The sequence below is a fragment of the Salininema proteolyticum genome (assembly GCF_042685645.1).
In the GTDB taxonomy this organism is placed as follows: domain Bacteria; phylum Actinomycetota; class Actinomycetes; order Mycobacteriales; family Micromonosporaceae; genus Salininema; species Salininema proteolyticum.
Window position 1 is genome coordinate 3,549,021 of sequence record NZ_JBHUNX010000001.1, and the last position, 19,573, is coordinate 3,568,593.

The following is a 19,573-nucleotide window of genomic DNA, read 5'->3' on the forward strand; positions in this document are numbered from 1 at the left end:
TTGTGCGGAGCAGAATATGAAATTCTGCCTTGAACCGGACCGGGCCGTCCCGGGCTCTTCCCCGGTCCCCGCACCAGTGCGGGATCCGGGTGCCCCGACGACCGATTCCCCAGTTCAAGGACTAAGTGGACGGCCGTCGCCCCGTCGGGTCGAGGGTACGGGGGCTCCTTATAAGGGTAGCTCATCTCCGCACGCGTGTCCGCCCCGTCATACCCGGGAGCGGAGTGGGGACCGCCGCGCCGAGCGCGGCGGGAGGGGCCGGCTCGTCACACCGGCGAAGTTATCGACAATGTGGACTGTCCTGATGCACGAGGACGGGGCCGCGGAGAACCGCGGCCCCGTGCGAACCGGGGACCGGCCCGCCGCGCAGCGATCGCTGCGGGCCTCCCTTCAGCGCCGGTGCGGCGCGGTCGGGACGGCGGGCGCGGGCCGATGTCTCAGCGTCCGGCGTCTACTTCTTCTCGTCGGCGGCTCCGCCCGGCAGCGCCTGGCCGATGGCTCCGCCGCCCATCGCGCCGGTGAGGCGCTCGGTCAGGTCGCGCATGGTCGACTGGATCTCGTCGCGCTGCTTGGAGAGGCGCTCGACCTCTTCCTTGGCCTTGTTCGTGGCGGACTCGGCGTCGCTCTTGGCGTCCTCCAGCAGGCGCTGGGACTCCTTCTTGGCGTCGGAGACGGACTTGTCGGCCTCGCGCTTGGCCTTGGTGGTCGTCTCCTCGTAGAACTTGTCGGCCTCGGAGCGCTTCTCCTCGGCGCGGGTCTCGGCCTGGCGGGCGCGCTCCTCGGCGTCGCGGGCGCGGGCCTCGGCCTCGCTGACGAGCTTCTGGGTCTCGGCGACGGCCTTGTTGTGGCGGTCGGACTCTTCCTTCTGCGCCTTCTCCTTGCGCTCGGCGAGCTCGAGGTCGAGGGCCTGGAGGTCCTTGTCGCGCTTCTCCTTCGCCTCGGCGGAGAGCTTGGCGGCCTCGGCGCGCTTCTCCTCGGCGTCGCGGGCGGCCTTGGCGCGCAGCTGGGTGATCTCGCGGTCGGCGGTGGCGCGCAGGGTCTGAACCTCGCGCTCGACGCTGGCCTTCAGCTCGGCCACCTCGTGGCCGGTGGTCGTGCGCAGCTGCTTGGTCTCGCGCTCGGCGTCGGCCCGCAGCGTCTCGCACTCGCGGCGCGCGTTGGTGCGCAGCTCGGCGACCTCGCGCTCCACGCTGGTGCGCAACTGGGTCGCCTCGCGGTCGGCCTCCTGCTTCATATTGTCGCATTCGGACCGGGCGTTGTCGGTGATCTCGCGGGCCTCCAGGCGGGCGGCGGACAGGATGCCCTCGGTCTCGCGCTTGGCTTCGGCGCGGTGCTCGTTGGCCTGCTCCTCGGCCAGGCGGAGGATCTGCTCGACGCGGGTTCCCAAGCCCGACAGGGTGGGACGGGAGTTCTCCTCGAGCTGCTTGGTCTGCTCGGCGAGGCGCTGCTCGAGCCCCTGGATGCGCTGCTCGGCCTGGCGCAGGCGGCGCTGCCCCTCGGCCATGCGCTGCTCGACCTCTTGGCGCTGCTGCTTGGCCTGGGTCAGCTTGGTGAGGTTCTTCTGGATGTACTCGTCGACCTGGTGGCGGTCGTATCCCCGGAGTTGCACGGGAAACTCGGGAGCGGAGGCCTCGCTCTCGAAAAACGTGTTGCTGGAGGGCTGTTGCTGCGACATTGCCCTATCGTTGCAGATTAATTTTCAGGAATCAACACCAAGGGTGGGGTATGTGCAGTGTTTTCGACCAAACCTCGCAACCCGAAGCCGGACAAAGCCGTGCGAATCCGATAGTTCACCGTCCGTCAGGGCAAGGGGGTCGGCGGGACGCGTCGCGAACTGTCGCGAATCTTACTTCCGACGCGCCCCGGACGCCGTCTACTCCGCCGCCGGCTCAACCAATTCGAGCAGCACCCCGCCCGCGTCGCGGGGGTGGACGAAGTTGATCCGGCTGTCCGCGGTGCCGCGCTTCGGCTCGGGGAACAGCAGTTCGAGCCCCTGGGCGCGCAGCGACTCGCAGGCGGCGTCGACGTCGTCGACGGTCATGGCCATCTGCTGGAGGCCCGGGCCGCGCTTGTCGAGGAACCGGCCGATCGGGGAGTCGGGGCGCAGCGGGGCCAGCAGCTGCAGCTGCGTCGAGCCCTCCGGCCAGGCGACCATGGCCTCCTCGACGCCCTGCTCCTCATTGACCTCGCGGTGCACGCACCGGCCGCCGAAGCGCTCGCGATAGTCTTCCAGGGCCGCGTCTAGGTCGGTCACCGCGACGCCGACGTGGTCGATACGCCGGACTCGAAATCCGAATTCATAGGACATACCATAGAGGTTACCGGCAATACGACAAGCGCCTACGGCACCGGCCCCGCGGGGCGGTCGCCGCGGCGCCAGCCAAGAAACTGGAGGACACCGTGGTCAACGACGACACGACCGTCATTCTCGCCGCCGCCCGGACACCCATCGGGCGGTTCAACGGCGGCCTCGCCGACTTCAGCGCCCCCGCCCTGGGCGGCGTCGCCATCAAGGCCGCCCTCGAGCGCGCCGGAGTGGCCCCCGATAAGATCGGGCAGGTCATCCTGGGTCACGTGCTCCCCGCCGGCTCGGGCCAGAACCCCGCGCGCCAGGCCGCCGTCGCCGGCGGCGTCCCGATGAGCGTCCCGAGCCTCTCGGTCAACAAGGTCTGCCTCTCCGGCATGACCTCGGTCGGCATCGCCGACCGGTTCCTGCGCTCGGGCGACTGCGACTTCGTCGTGGCCGGGGGCATGGAGTCCATGAGCCAGGCGCCCCACCTGCTGCCGAAGTCGCGCCGCGGCTTCAAGTACGGCGACGTCACGATGCTCGACCACCTGGCCTTCGACGGCCTGACCGACGCCTACGACGGCATCTCCATGGGCGAGTCGACCGAGCGCCACGTGCAGAAGGTCGGCATGGACCGCGCCGCCCAGGACGAGTTCGCGCTCTCCTCCCAGGAGAGGGCGGTCAAGGGCGCCGACGCGCGCGGCGAGGAGATCGTCCCCGTGGAGACCCGCAAGGGCGTCGTCTCCGCCGACGAGAACCCGCGCCCCGAGACCACGCTGGAGGGCCTCTCCGGCCTGCGCGCCGCCTTCGCGAAGGACGGCAGCCTGACGGCCGGGAACTCCTCCCCCATGAACGACGGCGCCGTCGCCCTCGTCCTCACCACGCGTTCGAAGGCCGAGGAGATGGGCCTGGACTGGGAGTCCGAGATCCTCTCCTACTCCACCGTGTCCGGCCCGGACAACTCGCTGCTGGAGCAGCCCTCCAACGCCATCGCGGCCGCCGCCGAGGCCGCCGGCGTCTCCGTCGGAGACCTGGAGGCCGTCGAGATCAACGAGGCCTTCGCCGCGGTCGCCCTGGCCTCCATGGAGGCCCTCGGCGTCGACGGCGAGAAGGTCAACCGCGACGGCGGCTCCATCGCCCTGGGCCACCCGCTGGGCGCCTCGGGCGCCCGCCTGGTCCAGACGCTCTCCCGCCAGCTCTCCTCCGGACAGATCGGCGCCGCCGGCCTCTGCGGAGGCGGTGGACAGGGCGACGCGGTCGTCCTGCGGGCCAAGTAGGGCGCGCATGGAGACCGATATCGACAAGCTGGTCGCCGCCGCCCGCGGCGGCTCCCGGCGCGCCGTCGCCCGGCTGCTGTCGCTGGTGGAGAACGACTCCCCGCAGGTTCCCGAGATCGCCGCGGCCGCCGCGGACCGCTCGGGGCCGGGGGACGGCTCGTTCTCCGGCAGCGCCATGGTGGTGGGTCTGACCGGCTCGCCCGGCGTGGGCAAGTCGACCCTGACCAACGCGTTGATCGGCGCCTGGCGCGAGAAGGGCCTGCGGGTGGCCGTCCTGGCGGTCGACCCCTCCAGCCCGTTCTCCGGCGGGGCGATCCTGGGCGACCGGGTCCGCATGGCCGACCACGCGCTCGACGAGGGCGTCTACATCCGCTCGGTCGCCACGCGCGGCCACCTCGGCGGCCTGGCCGCCTCGACGGGCGCCGCCGTGCGCCTGCTGGAGGGCCTGGACTTCGACGTCGTCGTCGTGGAGACCGTCGGCGTGGGACAGGCCGAGGTGGAGATCGCCTCGCTGGCCGACACGACGCTGCTGCTGCTGGCGCCCGGAATGGGCGACGCCATCCAGGCGGTCAAGGCCGGGGTCGTGGAGATCGCCGACGTCTATGTGGTCAACAAGGCCGACCGGCCCGGTGCGGACGCCACGGTGCGGGACATGCGCGCCATGATGAGCCTCGTGCGCCGCGAGGCCGGCGAGTGGCGCCAGCCCATCGTCAAGACGGTCGCCGAGCAGTCGGGCGGGGTCGAGGAGCTGGTCGAGGAGATCGGACGGCACCGCTCGTGGCTGGTCGACCGCGACGAGCTGGCCTCCGTGCGACGACGCCGGGCCGCGGCCGAGATCCGCGCGGCCGTCGACGATCGGCTCCGGCGCCGCTACGACGTGGCCGACGACCTGGCGGAACAGGTGGCCGAGGGCCGCCTCGACGTGCACAGCGCCGTGGCCAAGATCCTTCAGGAGTGACGCTCGCGGGGCCGCCCACGCGGCGGCCCCGCGAGCGTCCCCGTTCGCGCGGTGCGCCGGCGGACCGGTCGGAACATGTCCGGTATTGTGAGCAGGGACACTATACCGGCCGGCCAGTCGAATCGGACAAATCGGAAGCCACCCGGCTGCGGAAATGACCGTATGTCGCGTCCTCGATACGGCACCGTCCGAGGTTCCGTTGGCATGAGCAGAAATTCACCCGTCCCGGCCGTACCGCCGAGGGGCCCGGCCCCATAGACTTGGTAGCCTCACATTTAGGACTTATACCCGCGAGTTGGTCAGAATGCGCAAAAGGGAGGTGCCACGTGACCTCTGTCGGCCTCGTCGGCGCTGCCGCCGTGGATCGCCTGCTGCACCGTGATCCGGTCGCCAGCGTCTTCAGCGGAAAGCACTCCGAGGACTCCGCACCGCTCACCATCACCGTCGGACACGAGCGCACCGACGGGGCCCGCCGCGAGGTCTTCCTCGAGTGGGTCTCCCGCCTGACCAACGCGACCGCCCACCCCCACCTCGCCAACTGCGTCTCCGCCGGCCTCACCGAGTCCGGGCGCCCCTACCTCGCGCTGCAGACGACGCGCCGGACGCTCAACGACGTCCTGGACGAGGAGGGCCCGCTGCCGACCGGGCAGGTCCGCGCCTTCGGCGTCGCCCTGGCCGACGCGCTGGCCCACTACCACTCCCACGGCCTCATCCACGGCGCCGTCCAGCCCGGATTCATCCTGGTGGGCGCCAATAAGATGCTCCAGTTGACCGGGTACGACAACACGGCCCCGGTGCTGGCGCGGCCGCTTCCGGCGAGCGTCTACACCGCGCCGGAGCACCTCGACGCAGCGGTGGCCGGAGAGGTCGCCGCCTCGCCCGCCTCCGACGTCTACGCCCTGGGCACCGTGCTATACACGGCCCTCGGCGGGACCCTGCCGTGGGCGCGGCCGGACGTCGAGTGCGTCTGCGACCCGCTGGTGCGAGCCGCCCCCGTCGGACCCATCCGCGGCGTCAGCCCCGCCGTCACCGATCTCGTCTCCGCCGCGCTCTCCCCGGAGCCGCAGCACCGGCCGACCGCCTTCGACCTGGCGGCCAACCTGTCGGGCGTGGACGTCTCCGCGATCCCGGCCCAACGCGTGGCCCCGTCCGAGATTCCCTCGACGCAGCTGCCCCGCACCGGACTGCGCCCGGTCACCGTGAGCACCTCTACCGACCTCGAACTGTACGAACCGAAGCAGGAGCCGGGCCGCCTGCGCCGGCGCCTGCGCAAGATCACGACCGGCACCGCCGGGCTGGCGCTCACCGGCGCCCTGCTCGGTGGCGTCGGCCTGGCCACCTACGCCACCACCAACCAGGACGCGCCGCGCACGTGCCCGTCCAACGGCGACCTGGCCGAACGGCTCCCCGGCGACTTCCCCGAGGGAACGGTCGCCGACCGCCTGTGCGACAGGGGCGGCGGCGAGTACGTGACCGCCGAGTTCCGGCCCGCCGGAGGCGCCGGCGCCTCCGGGGCGCGGGAGGAATCGGCCCCCGCACCGGTCCCGCTGGTGTGGAAGGAGACGCGCAGCGGCTGGGAGCTCATCCAGAGCGGCGACTGCGGCCGGCGCAGCCTCCCCGGAGACGTCGCGGACTTCCTCGGCTGCGACTGAGGAGCCGGGAGCCCGAAACCCGGTGCGGCTCGCCGGGCGTTCCCGAACGCGGACGCACGCCCCTCCCCCGAAGTGGACGGCAGCGCCCGCCCCACGATCAAGACATTGATTCATTTGCACTGGAACGATATTCTGGCGGTACACGCCTACCCCCGGGAGGTCGTTCATGGACGGAAACGACTGGTTCACCGCCGAACAGCGGCTGCTCACCCTGCTGCGGGACCGCAAGGCCCTGCGCTCCGACCTCATCCGGGCCGAGGAGGAGCCCGTCCTGACCTTCCTCAGCTTCAGCCCCCTCAGCGGCGCCACCGAACAGCGCGCCGACGAGGTCCGCGAACTCCTCGACCGCGTCTGGCGCCAGTTCGACGCCTACGACGAGGCCGTCCAGGAGATCGCCGACATGCGCAACAACCGCGACCGGCTCCCCCGCCGCGCGGTCCCCGAAGTCCTGCGCCGCCTGGAGGACAAGGTCGTCGTCAACCGGGTGGCCGACCCGGTCGACGAGGACGACCTCCGGCTCACCCTCACCGAGGCCGCCGACCTCGTGCGCGCCAAGCGCAACGAGGCCCGGGAGGCGCTGCGGACGATCGACGGGCACCGCACGGAGGCCAACGAGCTGAGCCAGAAGGCCGACCGCCTCATGCGCGAGGCCACCCAGCTGGAGACCCGCCTGCTCAACCGCTCCTCGCACTACCTGGAGCAGCTGTGGGTCGACGTGGCCCGCCTGACGCTGCCCATCACGACCGACCCGCTCGCCTGGCGCGACTCCGCACCGGAGATGGAGGACGTCTGCCGACGCCTCGCCGAGCGCTGCGAAGGCCTGCGCAAGGCCGTTCTCCTGGTCAGCGAGTCCGACGGCGAAGAGGTCCCGCCCGACACGATCCGCCAGCAGCTGGCCATGCTCGGCCTCCTGGAGAGCGACCTCGGCGAGCGCCACGCCCACGCGCGCGCCCGCGTGGGCAACCCCTGTCCGCCCGAGCCGGTCACGTACTGCGCCGAGTTGGAGGACGAGCGCGCGCAGATCGCGTTGAACGAGGGCGACTGGGTGGACAACCTGGACGACTGGCTGTCGCTGCGCCAGGCGGTGTCCGAGGCCGTGGAGGACGTCCGCTTCCAGATCGCGTCCCGCTCCGGCCTGCTGGACTGGCGGGAGCGCCTGCGCGCCGACGCCACCGCCTACTGGGCGCGGGCCGAACGGCTGGGCCTGGACCGCGACCCGCACCTGGCGCGCCGCTGGGACGAGTTGAACACGCAGCTGTACTCGGCGCCGCTCGACCTGGAGGACGCCGAGGAGAAGGTCTCCGAGTTCATCCGCAGGATCCGGGGAGAGTAGATGGACGCTCCTCGATGCTCCTGGGAGGACTGCGGAGGCGCGATCGACGAGGACGGCTTCTGCGTCGTCTGCGGCCATGACGCCTCCGTCGCCGCCCCTCCCCCGCCGTTCCCTCCCGGGCCGCCTCCGCCGCGGCAGTCCTCGGTCTCGCTCGGGGTGCCGTGCCGGGTGCCCGGCTGCACCGGCTCGGTGGAGGCCGGCGGCCTGTGCGACGAGTCGGGCCACCCGCAGCCCTCCGTCGAGGACACCACCGTGGACCACCGTCCGCCCTATCGCCGGCTGCACTCGGCTCCGCCGGTCGACCCCTCCCAGACGCTGTGGGACGACCCGGTGCTGCCCCGGCCGTTCCACCTCTGCCCCAACAAGCACTGCCCGTCGCGGCGCGAGCGGCGCCGCCTGCCGGGCGTCTCGGGCTACTGCACCGACTGCGGCACCCGCTACAACTTCACCCCCTCGCTGGCCGGGGGCGACATGATCGACCGCTACGAGGTGAGGGGCGTCCTCGGGCACGGCGGCAAGGGCTGGATCTACCTGTGCTCGGACACCAACCTGGACGACAACCTGGTGGCGGTCAAGGCGATGATCAACGACCGCGACGCCGCGGCCGTCGAGGAGATGCGCTGGGAGAAGCAGCTGCTGGTGGCCGTCGACCATCCGGGGATCGTGACGATCCTCGACTTCGTGGTGGACTCCGACCCCCGTACCCGCGCTCCGTCGGGGTACCTGGTGGAGGAGTACGTGCCGGGCTATTCGCTGGGGCAGCTGCGCCCGGTCTTCGCCGGGGCGGACCGGACGCCGTCCCCGCTCGACCCGCTGCGGGCGATGCTCGAGGTGCTCGACGTCTTCTCCTACCTGCACTCCATCGGCATCGTCTACTGCGACTTGAAGCCGGACAACGTCATGCAGGTGGACAAGGCGGTGAAGGTGATCGATTTGGGCGCGGCGGTGGTCTCGGCGCGGGCGCCGCTGGACACGGGCGGGTCGGTGGCGGCCAACGACCGCTTCCAGGTGACGCCCGGGTACTGCCACCCCGAGGTGGAGGTCGGCGCGCGGAGCCCGGACGCGTGGGACGACCTGTTCACGGTGGGGCGCACGCTGGCGTCGCTGGCCCTGCCGGGCTTCGACGTGCGGGCCGACACGCCCGACCCCTCGGGGAGCCTGGCGCACCCGCTGCCCTCGGAGCGTCCATCCGGTGTGGACACGTCCCTCTTCTACTTCCTGCGGCGCGCCTGCTCGGTCGACCGGTCCCGCCAGTTCGCCTCCGCCGGCGAGATGGCCGGCCAGATGGAGGGCGTTCTGCGGCAGGTCTACTCGGCGCGCGAGCGCGAACCGGTCGCGGCGCGCTCGCGGTCGTTCCGTCCGCCGCGAGACACGTTCGGGACGCGGATCTCGCCGGTGCGGTCCCGTCTGCTGCAGGCGGGTTCGGTCGGGGAGATGGTGCGCTTCCTTCCGGTTCCGCGTCCGGCGGAGTCGGATCCGGCCGCCGCGGCGCTGGATTGGATGAACCTGCTGCCGGCCGACCGGGCCCTGGACCCGGTGACCACTCTGGCGGCGGACCGGCCCGACTCGCGGGAGGCGCGGTTCGCCCGGGTGCGCGTGTCGATCGAGGCCGGCACGGCCGACCGGCGGGCGGTCCGGGAGGAGCTGGAGGCTCTGCGGAGCGCGGCGCCGCCGCATCCGACGGCGGCGGGGCCGGGTTATGACTGGCGTTGCGACTGGTACGAGGCTTTGCTGGACTTCGGGGAGGAGCGCGCCGACCCGCTGCTGGAGCGGGTGCGCCACTGGCTTCCTGGAGAGTTGGCGCCCATCATGGCCCGTGCGGCCCGCGCGGAGCTGCGCGGTGACGTCAGGGCGGCCGTCGAGGGCTATGTGCGCGTGTGGCGCAGCGACCCGACCTATACCGCCGCGGCGTTCGGGACCGCGCGGCTGAGCCACGACGACGACGAGCGGATCGCGGCCCTGGAGGCGATCCCGGGGTCGTCGTCCGATTTCACCGCCGCCCGGGAGGCGCTGACGGTGTTCTACACGCGCCGAACCGAACCGGGCCTGGACGATCTGGCCGCCGCGGCGGCGCACTTCGCCGACCTGCGGCACCTCGACTCCTCGCGGCGGCGCCTGTGCCGCGCCGACATCTGGCGCGCGGCGCTGGAGTTCCTGGACCGCGAGGGCGACCGGCCGGGCGAGGAGCTGCTGGGGGTTCCGCTGCGCCGCCGCGACGTGGCGCTGGCCTACGACTCGGTCCTGCGCGAGGTGGGCCGCGAGATGGAGCGCGACCACCGCCACCAGGTGGTGGCGTTCGCCAATACCGTGCGTCCGAGGACTTGGTGGTGATGATGACCCTGTGCCGTTTCTGCCGCGGGGAGGTCGACCGCGAGGGATATTGCCGCCAGTGCGGCAACCGGTCGGCCGACGCCTGGGACCGCCGGTCGCTGGGCAGCGACGCGGGGCCGTTCGGGGTTTCGCACCGGGGCCGCGCCCACCAGGTCAATCAGGACGCGTTCACCGTGGGGCGCAAGGATTCCTGGGCGTTCATGGCACTGTGCGACGGGGTCTCCTCCACCGCCGACGCCGAGCGCGCGGCGCGGCTGGCGGTCTGGGAGGCCCGCAAGGTCCTGCTGGCGGTGGCCGGGACCGTGGAGCCCGGCGAGGCACTGGCGGCCGCCTGGGAGTCGGCCCGGCTGCGGCTGGTCGAGATCTCCGAGGACATGGGGACGCTCCCCTCCTGCACGTTCGTCGCCGTTCTCGCGCGGGGCCGCGAGGCGTGGGTCTGCTCGGCGGGGGACTCGCGCGCGTACTGGCTTCCCTCCGACGGGGAGGCGGAGGTGCTCACGCACGACGACGCCGACGCGCTGGGCCGCCTGACCGCCTGGCTGGGGTCGACCGGCCCGACCGCCTCTCCCGTCGCCCAGCACTTCTCGTTCCGCGCGGACGGCCTCCTCGCCGTCTGCTCCGACGGGCTGTGGAAGTACGCCGAGACGCCGGGGCGGCTGCGCTCGGTCCTGTCCGGTTCCCCGGGGCCGCTGTCGCGATCCGTTCTCGCCCTGCTGGAGTTCGCCCTCGATTCCGGGGGCTACGACGACGTCAGCGTCGCCCTCTGCCCCGTCCCCGTTCCGCCGCCGCCGTCCGGCGGGGCGGTGCGGGCCGCACCCGCCCGACCGATCCTGTCGCCCGATGGAGGACGCCCATGACCGATCCCGTGTTCGCACTGCAAGCCGACTACAACGCGAACGTCTCGCCGCTGTCGACGGAGATGGCCGTCGTCCTGTCGGTCTCCTGCTCGGCCGGGGGCGGCGTCGTGGGCGACAGCTCGGTCGTCATCGTCATCGACCACTCCCCGTCCATGGCCGGGGAGAAGTTCGTCGCCGCACGCCGCGCGGCCGTCGCGGCGGTGGAGACGCTCCGGGAGGACGCCCGCTTCGCGGTGCTCGCCGGAGGGGAGATCGCCGTCCCGATCTACCCGCGCACCGACGAGCTCTCGCCCGCCGACGCGGAGAGCAAGGCCGAGGCCATGGCCGCGATCGAGGCGATGCCGCTGGGCAGCCTCACCTACACCGGCCGCTGGCTGCGCAAGGCCGCGGAGGTGCTGGACACGCGCCCGGGCACCCTCGGGCACATCATCCTGCTGACCGACGGCCAGACCAACCAGGAGCCCGCCCCCTACCGCCGCGACCTCGCCCAGTGCCGCGGCCGGTTCACCTGCGACGCCGTCGGGATCGGGGTGGACTGGTCGCCGACCCAGCTGGGAGAGCTGACCGAGGCCTTCCACGGCGCCCGCCACTTCATCGGCGACCTGGGCGACCTGCCCGGGCATTTCGAGAAGCTCTCGCACAACAGCGTGCACCGGGCCGTGGAATCGGCCGAACTGCGCGTCACCACCCCCACGGCCGTCCGGCTCTCCCGGGTGCGCCAGATGATCCCCAACCAGCTCGACCTCGACGCCGCCCACTCCGAGTCCAACCGCACCTGGACCGTGCGGCTGGGCCCGTGGTCAGAGGAGACCCGCGAGTACCTGCTGAACTTCCAGTACCCCAAGGGGACCGCCGGAGCCCGATCGCGCCTGGCCAGCGTCGCGGTGTCCTCCGGCGGCGAGCGGTCCGAGGCGGTCAACGTCATGCGCGAGGTCACCGGCGACTACCAGTTCACCCAGCTGCCCGACTCGGTCGCCTACTACACGGCGCAGGCGACCATCAAGGAGGAGACGGACAGGGCCACCGCCGCCCTGGAACGCGGCGACGCCGAGACCGCCCAGGAGCACTACCAGAACGCCTACCGGACGGCCGAGTCCCACGGCATCGGCGAGACGGTCGCGAAGATGGGCAAGGTCGTCTCCATCGACCGGCGCACCCGGACCGTCCAGCTCGACGATCCGGAGAGGGAGGACGCCTACACCTTCACCGTCGACGTCGACACCCCGCCGCCGCACCCGGGCGGCGCCGGGGGCTCCCGGGACGGGTCCGGGCCCGCGCCGGCCCCCTCCCCGCGGAGCGCGGACGACGGCCGGGCCGACGACGACAGAGCCTCCGACGGCCGGGCCGCCGACAGCCGCACCTCCGACGGCAGAGCCTCCGGCGATTAAGGGAACGGACCGGATGCCCATGAACGTCCGCTGCCCCGACGGACACGTCTCCGCCGACCCCGTCCGCTGCTCCCGGTGCCGCAAGGACATCCCGCAGGAGTACCTCGACCCGTGCCCCGCCTGCGGGACCGCCCGCTCCGGGCCCTACTGCGGACGGTGCGGGCGCCTCCTCCTGGCCTCCTTCATCGACGAGAACGACCCGCTCAACTGGGAGGTCCTCGTCTGGGCCGACCGCGCCCTCTACGACCGGCTCCCGCCGGACGCGGCCGAGCGGCTCCCCTTCCCCTCCGACTTCGCCCTCCGCACCGTCCCCTGCGCCCGGAAGGAGCTCATCATCGGACGCCTCCACTCCGACGGCCGCGGCGACGCCGACGTCGACCTCTCCACCGACCCCGGCGTCTCCCACCGGCACGCCCGCCTGGCCCTGGCCGAGTCCCGCTGGGTGCTCACCGACCTCGGCTCCCGCAACAGCACCTACCTCGCCGGCACGGTCGTCGACCGGCCCCGGGTCGTCACCCCCGCCGACACCGTCCACCTGGGAGTGTGGACGGGCCTGCGCCTGGCGCTCAGGGAGGGAGCATGAGCCGCGCCGTCCTCGCACGCCTGCGCATAGGCCCCCAACGGCGGACCGTCTCCTCCGTCGCCGGGCGCACCGCCGTGTGCGTCCTCCTCCTGGCGCTCATGTTCGGAACCCTCGCCGCGGGCACCCTGCGCTCCTCCGACGCCCTCGACACCATCGGCCACGGCGCGGGCCGGCAGGTCATCGCCACCGCCGACCTCTACTACGCGCTGTCCGACGCCGACATCCAGGTGGCGACGCTCCTGCTGTACAAGGACGTCGGCGAGCACCGCCGCAACACCGCCCACACCCGCTTCGAACAGCGCCGCGCCGAGGTCACCGAGGCCCTCCTGCAGGCGCACGACCTCGCCGGCGACGACGAGGCCCAGCGCGAGACCGTCGCGACCATCATGGAACTGTACGGCCACTACGAGGAGCTGGCCTCCCGCGCCGTCTTCCTCGCCGAGCGCAGCGACTACCCCTCCGGAGAACTGCCGGGCCCGGTCCTGGAGCTCTATCGCGAGGCCGAGGACGTCATGAGCGGACAGCTGCTCCCCTACGCCTACAACCTGGCCCTGGAGAACGGGACGGTCGTCCGCCGCACCTACGACGACGTCGACTCCTCCCTCGTGCTCTCCCGGATCACTGTGGCGCTCACCAGCATCGCCGCGCTCGCCGGACTCGTGTGGCTGCAGCTGCACGCCGCCCGCCGCTTCCGCCGGGTGCTCAACCTCGGGCTCATCCTCGCCACCGGGCTCACCCTCCTCTACGGGGTGACCGGGCAGATCGTGCTCTCCTCCGAGCGGGAGGCCCTGACCGAGGCGAAGGTCGAGGCGTTCGACCCCGCCTTCGCCCTCGCACGCGCCCGCGCCGTGTCCAACAGCGCCTACGGCGACCAGATCAAGTACTTCGTCGACCCCGCCCGCGCCCAGATCCACGCCCAGACCTACTACGACAAGTCCCAGACGCTGGCGTACCTCGACAGCGACAACCTCTCCGCCTACCAGGAGCGGGTGAAGGGCACCGACATCGCCGGCCTGGACGGCCTTCTGGGCGACGCGCTGGTCGGCGACGGCCCCTCGCGGGAGATGGCCGCGATCTTCCGGACCCTCCAGAACGCCGACCGCGCCATGCGCGACTCCGGCGACATCGACGAGCTGAAGAACGTCCAGGCCGCCTACGCCTCCTACGAAGGCCGGCTCGACGAGCTCATGCGGACCCACACACAGCGGTTCGACGACGCCGTGGCCGACGGCGAGCGCGCCGTGGCCGACTTCGGCTTCCTGCTGCCGGCCGCCTTCCTGTCCGTCATCGCCTTCATCGTGGCCGGCCTCGTGCCCCGGCTGCGCGAGTTCGCCTGAGGAGGACCCCATGCGCCTGACGACCGTGGCCGCCGCCCTGATCCTGCTGCTGTCCGCCTGCGCCGCCCCGGAGGAGAGCGCGCTGGACTCCGACGTCCTCACCATCGGCATCCGCGTCGACCTCCCGCTGGTCGGCGAGGACGCCGGCGACGGCGTCGAGGGGTTCGAAGTGGACGTCGCCGTGGCGGTGGCCGAGTATCTCGGCAAGGACTACGAGTTCGTGCCCGTCGACCTCACCGAGCGTCGGACGTTCCTCCTGCAGGGGAAGGTGGACATGTCCGTCGCGACGTACTCGATCACGCCCGACCGCAAGCAGGAGGTGCTCTTCGCCGGCCCCTACGCCATCGAGTACTTCGACATCCTGGTGCGCGCGGGCGACGACTCGATCAGCTCGGTGTCCGACTTGGAGGGCAAGACCGTCTGCGGGACGAAGGGGTCGAGCGTCTTCCAGCGCATCCGCGCCGAGCAGCGCGTCCCCGTCACGACCATCGAGGTCGACGAGGCGCCCGAGTGCATGGACTACCTCGCCGACGGGCGGGCCGACGCGCTGACGACCGACATCTTCATCCTCACCGGGCTGCGGTCCACGGCCGACTTCCCCGTCCGGATCGTCGGCGCGCCCTACTCCGAGGAACGGGTCGGCATCGGGCTGCGCAGGGACGACGTGGCGGCCTGCGAGGAGATCAACCGGGCGATCACGCACCTGTACACCAGCGGCCGGATGGAGGAGATGCTGCTGCGCTGGTTCGGCCGCACCGGCCTGGACGTCGAGGACATGCCCGTGCCCCAGTTCGAAGGATGCTTCTGATGCCCGCCAAGCCCCGTACCGCCCGCCTCGCCGGGACCGCCGCCGCAGCCCTCGCCTGGTACGACCTGATCCTCTTCGCCGCCGCCGCGGTGCTGGTGTTCGACGACGTCTTCTTCCCGTCCCTCTCCGGCGCCTCGCCCGTCGCGCTGGCCGGCGTCTACGCCCTCGGGCTCGTCGCCTGTCCGCTCGGCGCCGCCCTGTTCGGGTACCGGGGCGACCGGACGACGACCGCCGACGCCCTATCCCTGGCGCTGATCACCTCGGGGGTGGCGACGTTCCTCATCGGACTGGTCCCGGCCCACGCGACCATCGGGGCCGGAGCCCCCGTCCTCCTGGCCCTCCTCCGCCTGGCGCAGGGGATCGCGCTCGGAGGCCTCTGGGGCGGCCTGGTCTGCCTGCACGACTCCCTCGGGCCGCGAGGCGGGCGCGGACGCTCGACCTCCTGGGTCCAGATCGGACTGCCCTCCGGGACGCTACTCGCCCTGGGACTCACGACGGCGACGAAGCTGCTGCTCCCCGACTCCTACGACGTCTGGGCGTGGCGGCTGCCGTTCCTGCTCTCGGCCGCGCCCGCGCTGCTGGGCATCTGGCTCCGCTACGCGCTCCGCGACGGCGGACGGCCGCATCCGCCGCGCGCGTTCAACCCCGTCGCGGCCGTATGGCGCACGGGGCGGCGCGCGTCGCTCTCGGCGTTCCTCGCCCGGCTCGGCGCGGACACGGCCTTCGGCGTCTTCGTCGTGTACCTGCTGTTCCACCTGGAGAGCCGGGCTCTCGCGATCGCCGCCGTGCTGACGGGCGCGGCGTTCCAGATCGTGGCCGTCCCCGTCCTCGGCCGCCTGTCCGACCGGGTCGGTCCCGGAAAGGTCGTCCTCGCCGGCGCGGCGGCCGTCGCCGCCTGGTCGTGGGCCTTCTTCCCGCTGACGGATCTCGGTCGCGTCGACGCGACCGTGGCCGCCACCGTCGTCGCGCTGCTCGCCCACGCCGCGGTCCACGCGCCCTTGGCGGGGTTCACGCTCTCGCTCTTCCCCGAGCGGCTGCGCTACACGGGGACGTCGCTGGGGTACCAGTCGGCCGGGTTCGTCGCCTTCGCCCTGGCCCCCGCCGCCGCGATAGGACTGATCCCCTTGGACACAGGTCCGACGGTGCTCTCCGGAGTCATCACCGGGGCGCTGGCGCTCACCGCCGTCGGCGTGGCGGCGGCGCCCCGCCGGACCGAGGCGATCGCCCTGCCCGGGCCGCGCGGCGGAGCGGACGACTCGGCCGCCGCGCGCCGCTAGGGGCCCGGTTCGGTAAAGGTCCCGGTCAGGAGTCCTTCTCGGGTTTCGGGAGGAACCCGCCGTAGGCGGCGACGGTCTTGTTCTTGTACGCGGAGGTGTCGCCCTTCTCCATCGGACCGTCCCACGTCGTCGGGAGCGGGGCCCTCTCCGGGGCGACGCGCTCGACGATCTTGTCGAGGACCTCCTCGGCCTGGCCGACCCAGAGGTGCTTGCCGCCCTCCATCGCCACGACCTCGGCCTGCGGGACGACCGAGAAGCGCTCGCGGGCCTCGTCCGGCTTCAGGTAGTCGTCGTGCTCGGGCACTATGGCGCGGATCGGACGGCCGTCCTCGCTCCAGCGCTTCAGTTCCTCGTCCGTCGTGTACCGAAGCGGCGGGGACAGCAGGACGAGGCCGGAGACGCCCGGCTCGTGGCCGTACTTCAACGCCAGGTCGGTGCCGAAGGACCAGCCGACGATCCACAGGTTCGGCAGGCCGCGGAACTCGGCGAACTCGACGGCCGCGGCCACGTCGAAGCGCTCGCCCTCGGCGTCGTCGAACTCGCCCTCGCTCTTGCCCTGCTGGGACTCGGTGCCGCGCGAGTTGAAGCGCAGCACGGCGATGTCGGCCAGGGCCGGGAGGCGCCAGGCGGCCTTGCGGTAGACGTGGGAGTCCATCATGCCGCCGTGCGTCGGCAGCGGGTGGAGTAGGACGAGGGTCGCCACCGGCTCGCGGTCGAGCGGGAGGGAGAGCTCGCCGACGAGGTCGAGCCCGTCGGCCGTCTGCAGGGTGACCGCCTCGCGCCGGGCGGGGAGAAGACTGGAAGAACGTATTACTGCCACGTCTGCAATGGTAACGGTGGGTCGACTCACATGAGGCCCGCTCGCGGGCGAGGCCGTTCCCGGAGTCTCGGCGGGCTCGCGCGCGGCGGAGCGACCTCGCCGACCTGAAGGGCGTTCTTTTGATGACTCAGCGGGCTAACGCGCGCGGCGGAGCGGTCAGCGGAAGTGTCCGGGCCTCCGGCGGTGGCGGGCGTTCCAGCAACCTTCGTGCCAGTGGCGGCGGTCCTCGCCGTCACCGGAGTCGTCCCAGGCCACCACGTGGGCCTTGCCCGAGGGAATGATCAGGTCGCAGCCGGGGCAGCGGTAGGCCTTCTCGGCGGCCTCGCCGGTGATGCGGCGGACCTGCCAGCGCTGGTCGCCGTCGTCGACCACATGGCGGTCCTGTCCGGCGGACACGCGGGGTCGAGGAGTTGACGCACGGCGGTTTCGACGGGGCATGGGGGCAAAGGGCTATTTGGCGTCGGGCCCGGTCTCGTCGGCGGGCTTCGCCTCGGCGGCCATGGCCTCCTGCTCGAGGCGCGCGTTGAGGCGGCCGAGATGCTTCTTCATGCCGCGGATCAGGAAGATCACGACGATGAGCAGGAAGATCGTCAGGAACAGGCCGAAGGGGCCGGCGAGCGCCCCGGGGCGGTCGGGTCCGAACGTAGCTTGCGCAAGGATGTCCACCCCTCAAGGGTAGTGCACCGCCGTGCCCGCCCGCCAGAGGCGAACAGCGGCGGTGATCTGGCCTATCGAAGCGGTTCTCTCCGCCGTTGCGAGGTCCGACCGCGTCCGGGGCCGTCGTGCCGGTGCTCCGACCATCGCCGGCGGCGGTGCCGGAGGGCGCCCCGGACCGGGTCCGGGGCCGCAGCGCCCGGCCTCTCCGCTACTGCTCCAGCGGGGGCAGTTCCCAGTCGACCGGGTCGGTGCCCTGCTCGGCGAGCAGTTCGTTCGCGCGGCTGAAGGGCTTGGAGCCGAAGAAGCCGTTCCGGGCGCTCAGCGGCGAGGGGTGGGCCGACTCGACGCAGGGAATCGGTTGCAGCATGGGGGCGAGGTTGCGGGCGTCGCGCCCCCACAGGATCGCCACGGCCGGCTTGCCGCGCGCCGCCAGGGCCCTGATCGCCTGTTCGGTGATGGCCTCCCAGCCTTTGCCGCGGTGCGAGGCGGCCTTGCCCGGCCGCACGGTCAGGGACCTGTTGAGCAGGAGGACGCCCTGTTCGGACCAGGGCGTGAGGTCGCCGTTCTTCGGCAGCGGGCATCCCAGGTCGTCGCGCAGCTCGTTGAAGATGTTGACGAGGCTGCGCGGCAGCGGCCGCACGTCCCCGGCCACGGCGAAGGACAGGCCGATGGCGTGTCCGGGCGTCGGGTAGGGGTCCTGTCCGACGATGATGACCTTGACGTCGTCGAAGGGCTGCTGGAAGGCGCGGAGGATGTGCTCCCCGGACGGCAGGTACGTCTGCCCGGCGGCCACTTCGGACCGGAGGAACTCGCCCATCGCGGCGATCTGGTCGGACACCGGGTCGAGGGCCTTGGCCCAGCCCGGCTCCATGAGGTCGGTCAGTTCTTTCGGCATCGTCTCAGGAAATCTCTGCGGCATAGGGAAAGTCTAGATGTGCTCACCGACATTCTACTCCCGAGGCGCGCCGGCCTCCGACAAGGCGCGGTCGGGTGCGGCGGCGCAGGCGCGGTGCCCGGGCGCCTCTCCCGCGGTCGGGCACGAACCGCGACGTCCGGGCCCCGAGTGCCGACGAGCCTCCTCGGAAACGGCGGCCGGACCCTCCCCGAGCATTCCCCCCTCGGACACGACAGAGCCGCCGACCCGCATCCGGTCGGCGGCGGCGAACCCTCTCAGGATTCGGTCCAGGTGTCAGCCGAGTCGCGCGAGGCCGTTCTCCACGTCATCACGGAAGGAGCTGACCTGCGAGTAGACGCCGGGATAGCCGGGCTCGGCGCATCCCTGGCCCCAGCTGACGATGCCGGCGAGGACGTGGGAGCCCTCTTCGCCGGCCACGAGCGGTCCGCCCGAGTCGCCCTGGCAGGAGTCGACTCCGCCGTTCTCGACGTCGCCGGCGCAGACCATGGACTCGGGGTCGAGCGAGCTGCCGTAGGCCTCGGAGCAGGTCTGGTCGTCGACGAAGGGGACCTCGACGAACTGCTGCTCGTTGGCCAGGCCGCCGTCGTCGGTGACGCCCCAGCCGGCGACGGTGAAGGTCGGCCCCTCGTCCACGGAGCCGTCCGACAGGGCGACGGTCTCGGCGCCCTCGACCGGCTCGGTGAGCTGGACCAGGGCCCAGTCCCAGGAGAACCGGCTCCCTTGTCCGTAGTCGGGGGCGACTTCGACGTCCGCCACTTCGTACTCGTTCATGTCGGGGCTGTCGAGCGCGACCGAGCCGTGCTTGACCGTGAAGTCTCCGGGGCCGGAGCCCTCCACGCAGTGAGCGGCGGTGAGGACGACGTCCTCGGCGATGAGGGACCCGCCGCAGAAGTGGCCGCCGCTCTGCAGGGAGACCAGGTAGGGGAACTGGCCTTCCTCGGCGGGGTCGCCCCCGATCACTTGGGCGCCCATGCCGGACGCCCCGGCGGACGCGGTCAGGGCGAGGGCCCCGACGGCGGCGGCCGCCGTAGCGGCCAGGGTTCGTATCAGGTTCTTCACAAAGTCCCCTTCTTCCTCGTGAAACATGATTCC

At 72.1% G+C, this 19,573-nt stretch carries 18 protein-coding genes; 11 read left to right on the top strand and 7 right to left on the bottom strand.

What is annotated here, in order from left to right:
- Nucleotides 1-451: 451 nt before the first annotated feature.
- Nucleotides 452-1,675, bottom strand: a complete 1,224-nt coding sequence (locus tag ACFTE1_RS16495; protein WP_380621532.1) for a cell division protein DivIVA — start codon at nucleotides 1,673-1,675, stop codon at nucleotides 452-454.
- A 198-nt stretch (nucleotides 1,676-1,873) separates the two neighbouring features.
- Nucleotides 1,874-2,308 carry a methylmalonyl-CoA epimerase gene (gene mce / locus ACFTE1_RS16500; RefSeq protein ID WP_380621534.1) on the bottom strand — a complete coding sequence of 145 codons (435 nt, stop codon included), beginning with the start codon at nucleotides 2,306-2,308 and terminating at the stop codon, nucleotides 1,874-1,876.
- A 92-nt stretch (nucleotides 2,309-2,400) separates the two neighbouring features.
- Here mce and ACFTE1_RS16505 point away from each other — a divergent pair, with 92 nt between their 5' ends.
- From ACFTE1_RS16505 to ACFTE1_RS16555, 11 genes are all read left to right on the top strand, one after another.
- On the top strand, nucleotides 2,401-3,564 hold the full coding sequence (locus ACFTE1_RS16505) for an acetyl-CoA C-acyltransferase (RefSeq protein ID WP_380621536.1): 1,164 nt from the start codon (nucleotides 2,401-2,403) through the stop codon (nucleotides 3,562-3,564).
- Nucleotides 3,565-3,571: 7 nt separating this feature from the next.
- Nucleotides 3,572-4,522, top strand: a complete 951-nt coding sequence (gene meaB, locus ACFTE1_RS16510; RefSeq protein ID WP_380621538.1) for a methylmalonyl Co-A mutase-associated GTPase MeaB — start codon at nucleotides 3,572-3,574, stop codon at nucleotides 4,520-4,522.
- A 326-nt stretch (nucleotides 4,523-4,848) separates the two neighbouring features.
- Nucleotides 4,849-6,174, top strand: a complete 1,326-nt coding sequence (locus ACFTE1_RS16515) for a protein kinase domain-containing protein (RefSeq protein WP_380621540.1) — start codon at nucleotides 4,849-4,851, stop codon at nucleotides 6,172-6,174.
- Nucleotides 6,175-6,340: 166 nt separating this feature from the next.
- A complete protein-coding gene (locus ACFTE1_RS16520) occupies nucleotides 6,341-7,507 on the top strand; it encodes a hypothetical protein (protein ID WP_380621542.1) in 1,167 nt (388 codons plus the stop codon).
- A complete protein-coding gene (locus ACFTE1_RS16525; RefSeq protein WP_380621544.1) occupies nucleotides 7,508-9,838 on the top strand; it encodes a tetratricopeptide repeat protein in 2,331 nt (776 codons plus the stop codon).
- Nucleotides 9,838-10,695, top strand: coding sequence for a PP2C family protein-serine/threonine phosphatase (locus ACFTE1_RS16530; protein WP_380621715.1), 858 nt, complete (start codon nucleotides 9,838-9,840; stop codon nucleotides 10,693-10,695). The genes ACFTE1_RS16525 and ACFTE1_RS16530 overlap by 1 nt, the downstream gene beginning before the upstream one ends.
- Nucleotides 10,692-12,083, top strand: a complete 1,392-nt coding sequence (locus ACFTE1_RS16535; protein WP_380621546.1) for a VWA domain-containing protein — start codon at nucleotides 10,692-10,694, stop codon at nucleotides 12,081-12,083. The genes ACFTE1_RS16530 and ACFTE1_RS16535 overlap by 4 nt, the downstream gene beginning before the upstream one ends.
- Before the next feature lie 13 nt (nucleotides 12,084-12,096).
- Entirely contained in the window at nucleotides 12,097-12,666 is a 570-nt protein-coding gene (locus tag ACFTE1_RS16540) for an FHA domain-containing protein (RefSeq protein WP_380621549.1), read from the top strand.
- Nucleotides 12,663-14,003: a hypothetical protein gene (locus tag ACFTE1_RS16545; RefSeq protein WP_380621551.1), complete on the top strand. Its 1,341-nt coding sequence runs from the start codon at nucleotides 12,663-12,665 to the stop codon at nucleotides 14,001-14,003. Before ACFTE1_RS16540 ends, ACFTE1_RS16545 begins: the two co-directional genes overlap by 4 nt.
- 10 nt (nucleotides 14,004-14,013) lie before the next feature.
- Nucleotides 14,014-14,811, top strand: a complete 798-nt coding sequence (locus ACFTE1_RS16550; protein WP_380621553.1) for a transporter substrate-binding domain-containing protein — start codon at nucleotides 14,014-14,016, stop codon at nucleotides 14,809-14,811.
- Nucleotides 14,811-16,088 (top strand): MFS transporter, encoded by a 1,278-nt coding sequence (locus tag ACFTE1_RS16555; protein ID WP_380621556.1) that lies wholly within the window; start codon nucleotides 14,811-14,813, stop codon nucleotides 16,086-16,088. Before ACFTE1_RS16550 ends, ACFTE1_RS16555 begins: the two co-directional genes overlap by 1 nt.
- Before the next feature lie 25 nt (nucleotides 16,089-16,113).
- Here ACFTE1_RS16555 and ACFTE1_RS16560 read toward each other — a convergent pair whose 3' ends face one another.
- From ACFTE1_RS16560 to ACFTE1_RS16580, 5 genes are all read right to left on the bottom strand, one after another.
- On the bottom strand, nucleotides 16,114-16,917 hold the full coding sequence (locus tag ACFTE1_RS16560) for an alpha/beta hydrolase (protein WP_380621717.1): 804 nt from the start codon (nucleotides 16,915-16,917) through the stop codon (nucleotides 16,114-16,116).
- A gap of 147 nt (nucleotides 16,918-17,064) precedes the next feature.
- Complete coding sequence (locus ACFTE1_RS16565) at nucleotides 17,065-17,304, bottom strand: hypothetical protein (protein ID WP_380621558.1); 240 nt, start codon at nucleotides 17,302-17,304, stop codon at nucleotides 17,065-17,067.
- Between the two features lie 54 nt (nucleotides 17,305-17,358).
- The gene (locus tag ACFTE1_RS16570; protein ID WP_380621560.1) at nucleotides 17,359-17,574 is read right to left on the bottom strand and encodes a hypothetical protein; all 216 of its coding nucleotides are present in this window, start codon (nucleotides 17,572-17,574) and stop codon (nucleotides 17,359-17,361) included.
- Nucleotides 17,575-17,773: 199 nt separating this feature from the next.
- Entirely contained in the window at nucleotides 17,774-18,484 is a 711-nt protein-coding gene (locus ACFTE1_RS16575; protein ID WP_380621562.1) for a uracil-DNA glycosylase, read from the bottom strand.
- 270 nt (nucleotides 18,485-18,754) lie between these two features.
- Nucleotides 18,755-19,540 (bottom strand): serine protease, encoded by a 786-nt coding sequence (locus tag ACFTE1_RS16580; RefSeq protein WP_380621564.1) that lies wholly within the window; start codon nucleotides 19,538-19,540, stop codon nucleotides 18,755-18,757.
- Nucleotides 19,541-19,573: the final 33 nt, after the last annotated feature.

Excerpts from the sequence above, each read along its gene's own strand:
- ACFTE1_RS16495 (WP_380621532.1), bottom strand. The coding sequence starts at position 1,675 with ATGTCGCAGCAACAGCCCTCCAGCAACACGTTTTTCGAGAGCGAGGCC.
- mce (WP_380621534.1), bottom strand. The coding sequence starts at position 2,308 with ATGTCCTATGAATTCGGATTTCGAGTCCGGCGTATCGACCACGTCGGC.
- meaB (WP_380621538.1), top strand. The coding sequence starts at position 3,572 with ATGGAGACCGATATCGACAAGCTGGTCGCCGCCGCCCGCGGCGGCTCC.
- ACFTE1_RS16520 (WP_380621542.1), top strand. The coding sequence starts at position 6,341 with ATGGACGGAAACGACTGGTTCACCGCCGAACAGCGGCTGCTCACCCTG.
- ACFTE1_RS16525 (WP_380621544.1), top strand. The coding sequence starts at position 7,508 with ATGGACGCTCCTCGATGCTCCTGGGAGGACTGCGGAGGCGCGATCGAC.
- ACFTE1_RS16530 (WP_380621715.1), top strand. The coding sequence starts at position 9,838 with ATGATGACCCTGTGCCGTTTCTGCCGCGGGGAGGTCGACCGCGAGGGA.
- ACFTE1_RS16535 (WP_380621546.1), top strand. The coding sequence starts at position 10,692 with ATGACCGATCCCGTGTTCGCACTGCAAGCCGACTACAACGCGAACGTC.
- ACFTE1_RS16540 (WP_380621549.1), top strand. The coding sequence starts at position 12,097 with ATGCCCATGAACGTCCGCTGCCCCGACGGACACGTCTCCGCCGACCCC.
- ACFTE1_RS16545 (WP_380621551.1), top strand. The coding sequence starts at position 12,663 with ATGAGCCGCGCCGTCCTCGCACGCCTGCGCATAGGCCCCCAACGGCGG.
- ACFTE1_RS16550 (WP_380621553.1), top strand. The coding sequence starts at position 14,014 with ATGCGCCTGACGACCGTGGCCGCCGCCCTGATCCTGCTGCTGTCCGCC.
- ACFTE1_RS16555 (WP_380621556.1), top strand. The coding sequence starts at position 14,811 with ATGCCCGCCAAGCCCCGTACCGCCCGCCTCGCCGGGACCGCCGCCGCA.
- ACFTE1_RS16575 (WP_380621562.1), bottom strand. The coding sequence starts at position 18,484 with ATGCCGCAGAGATTTCCTGAGACGATGCCGAAAGAACTGACCGACCTC.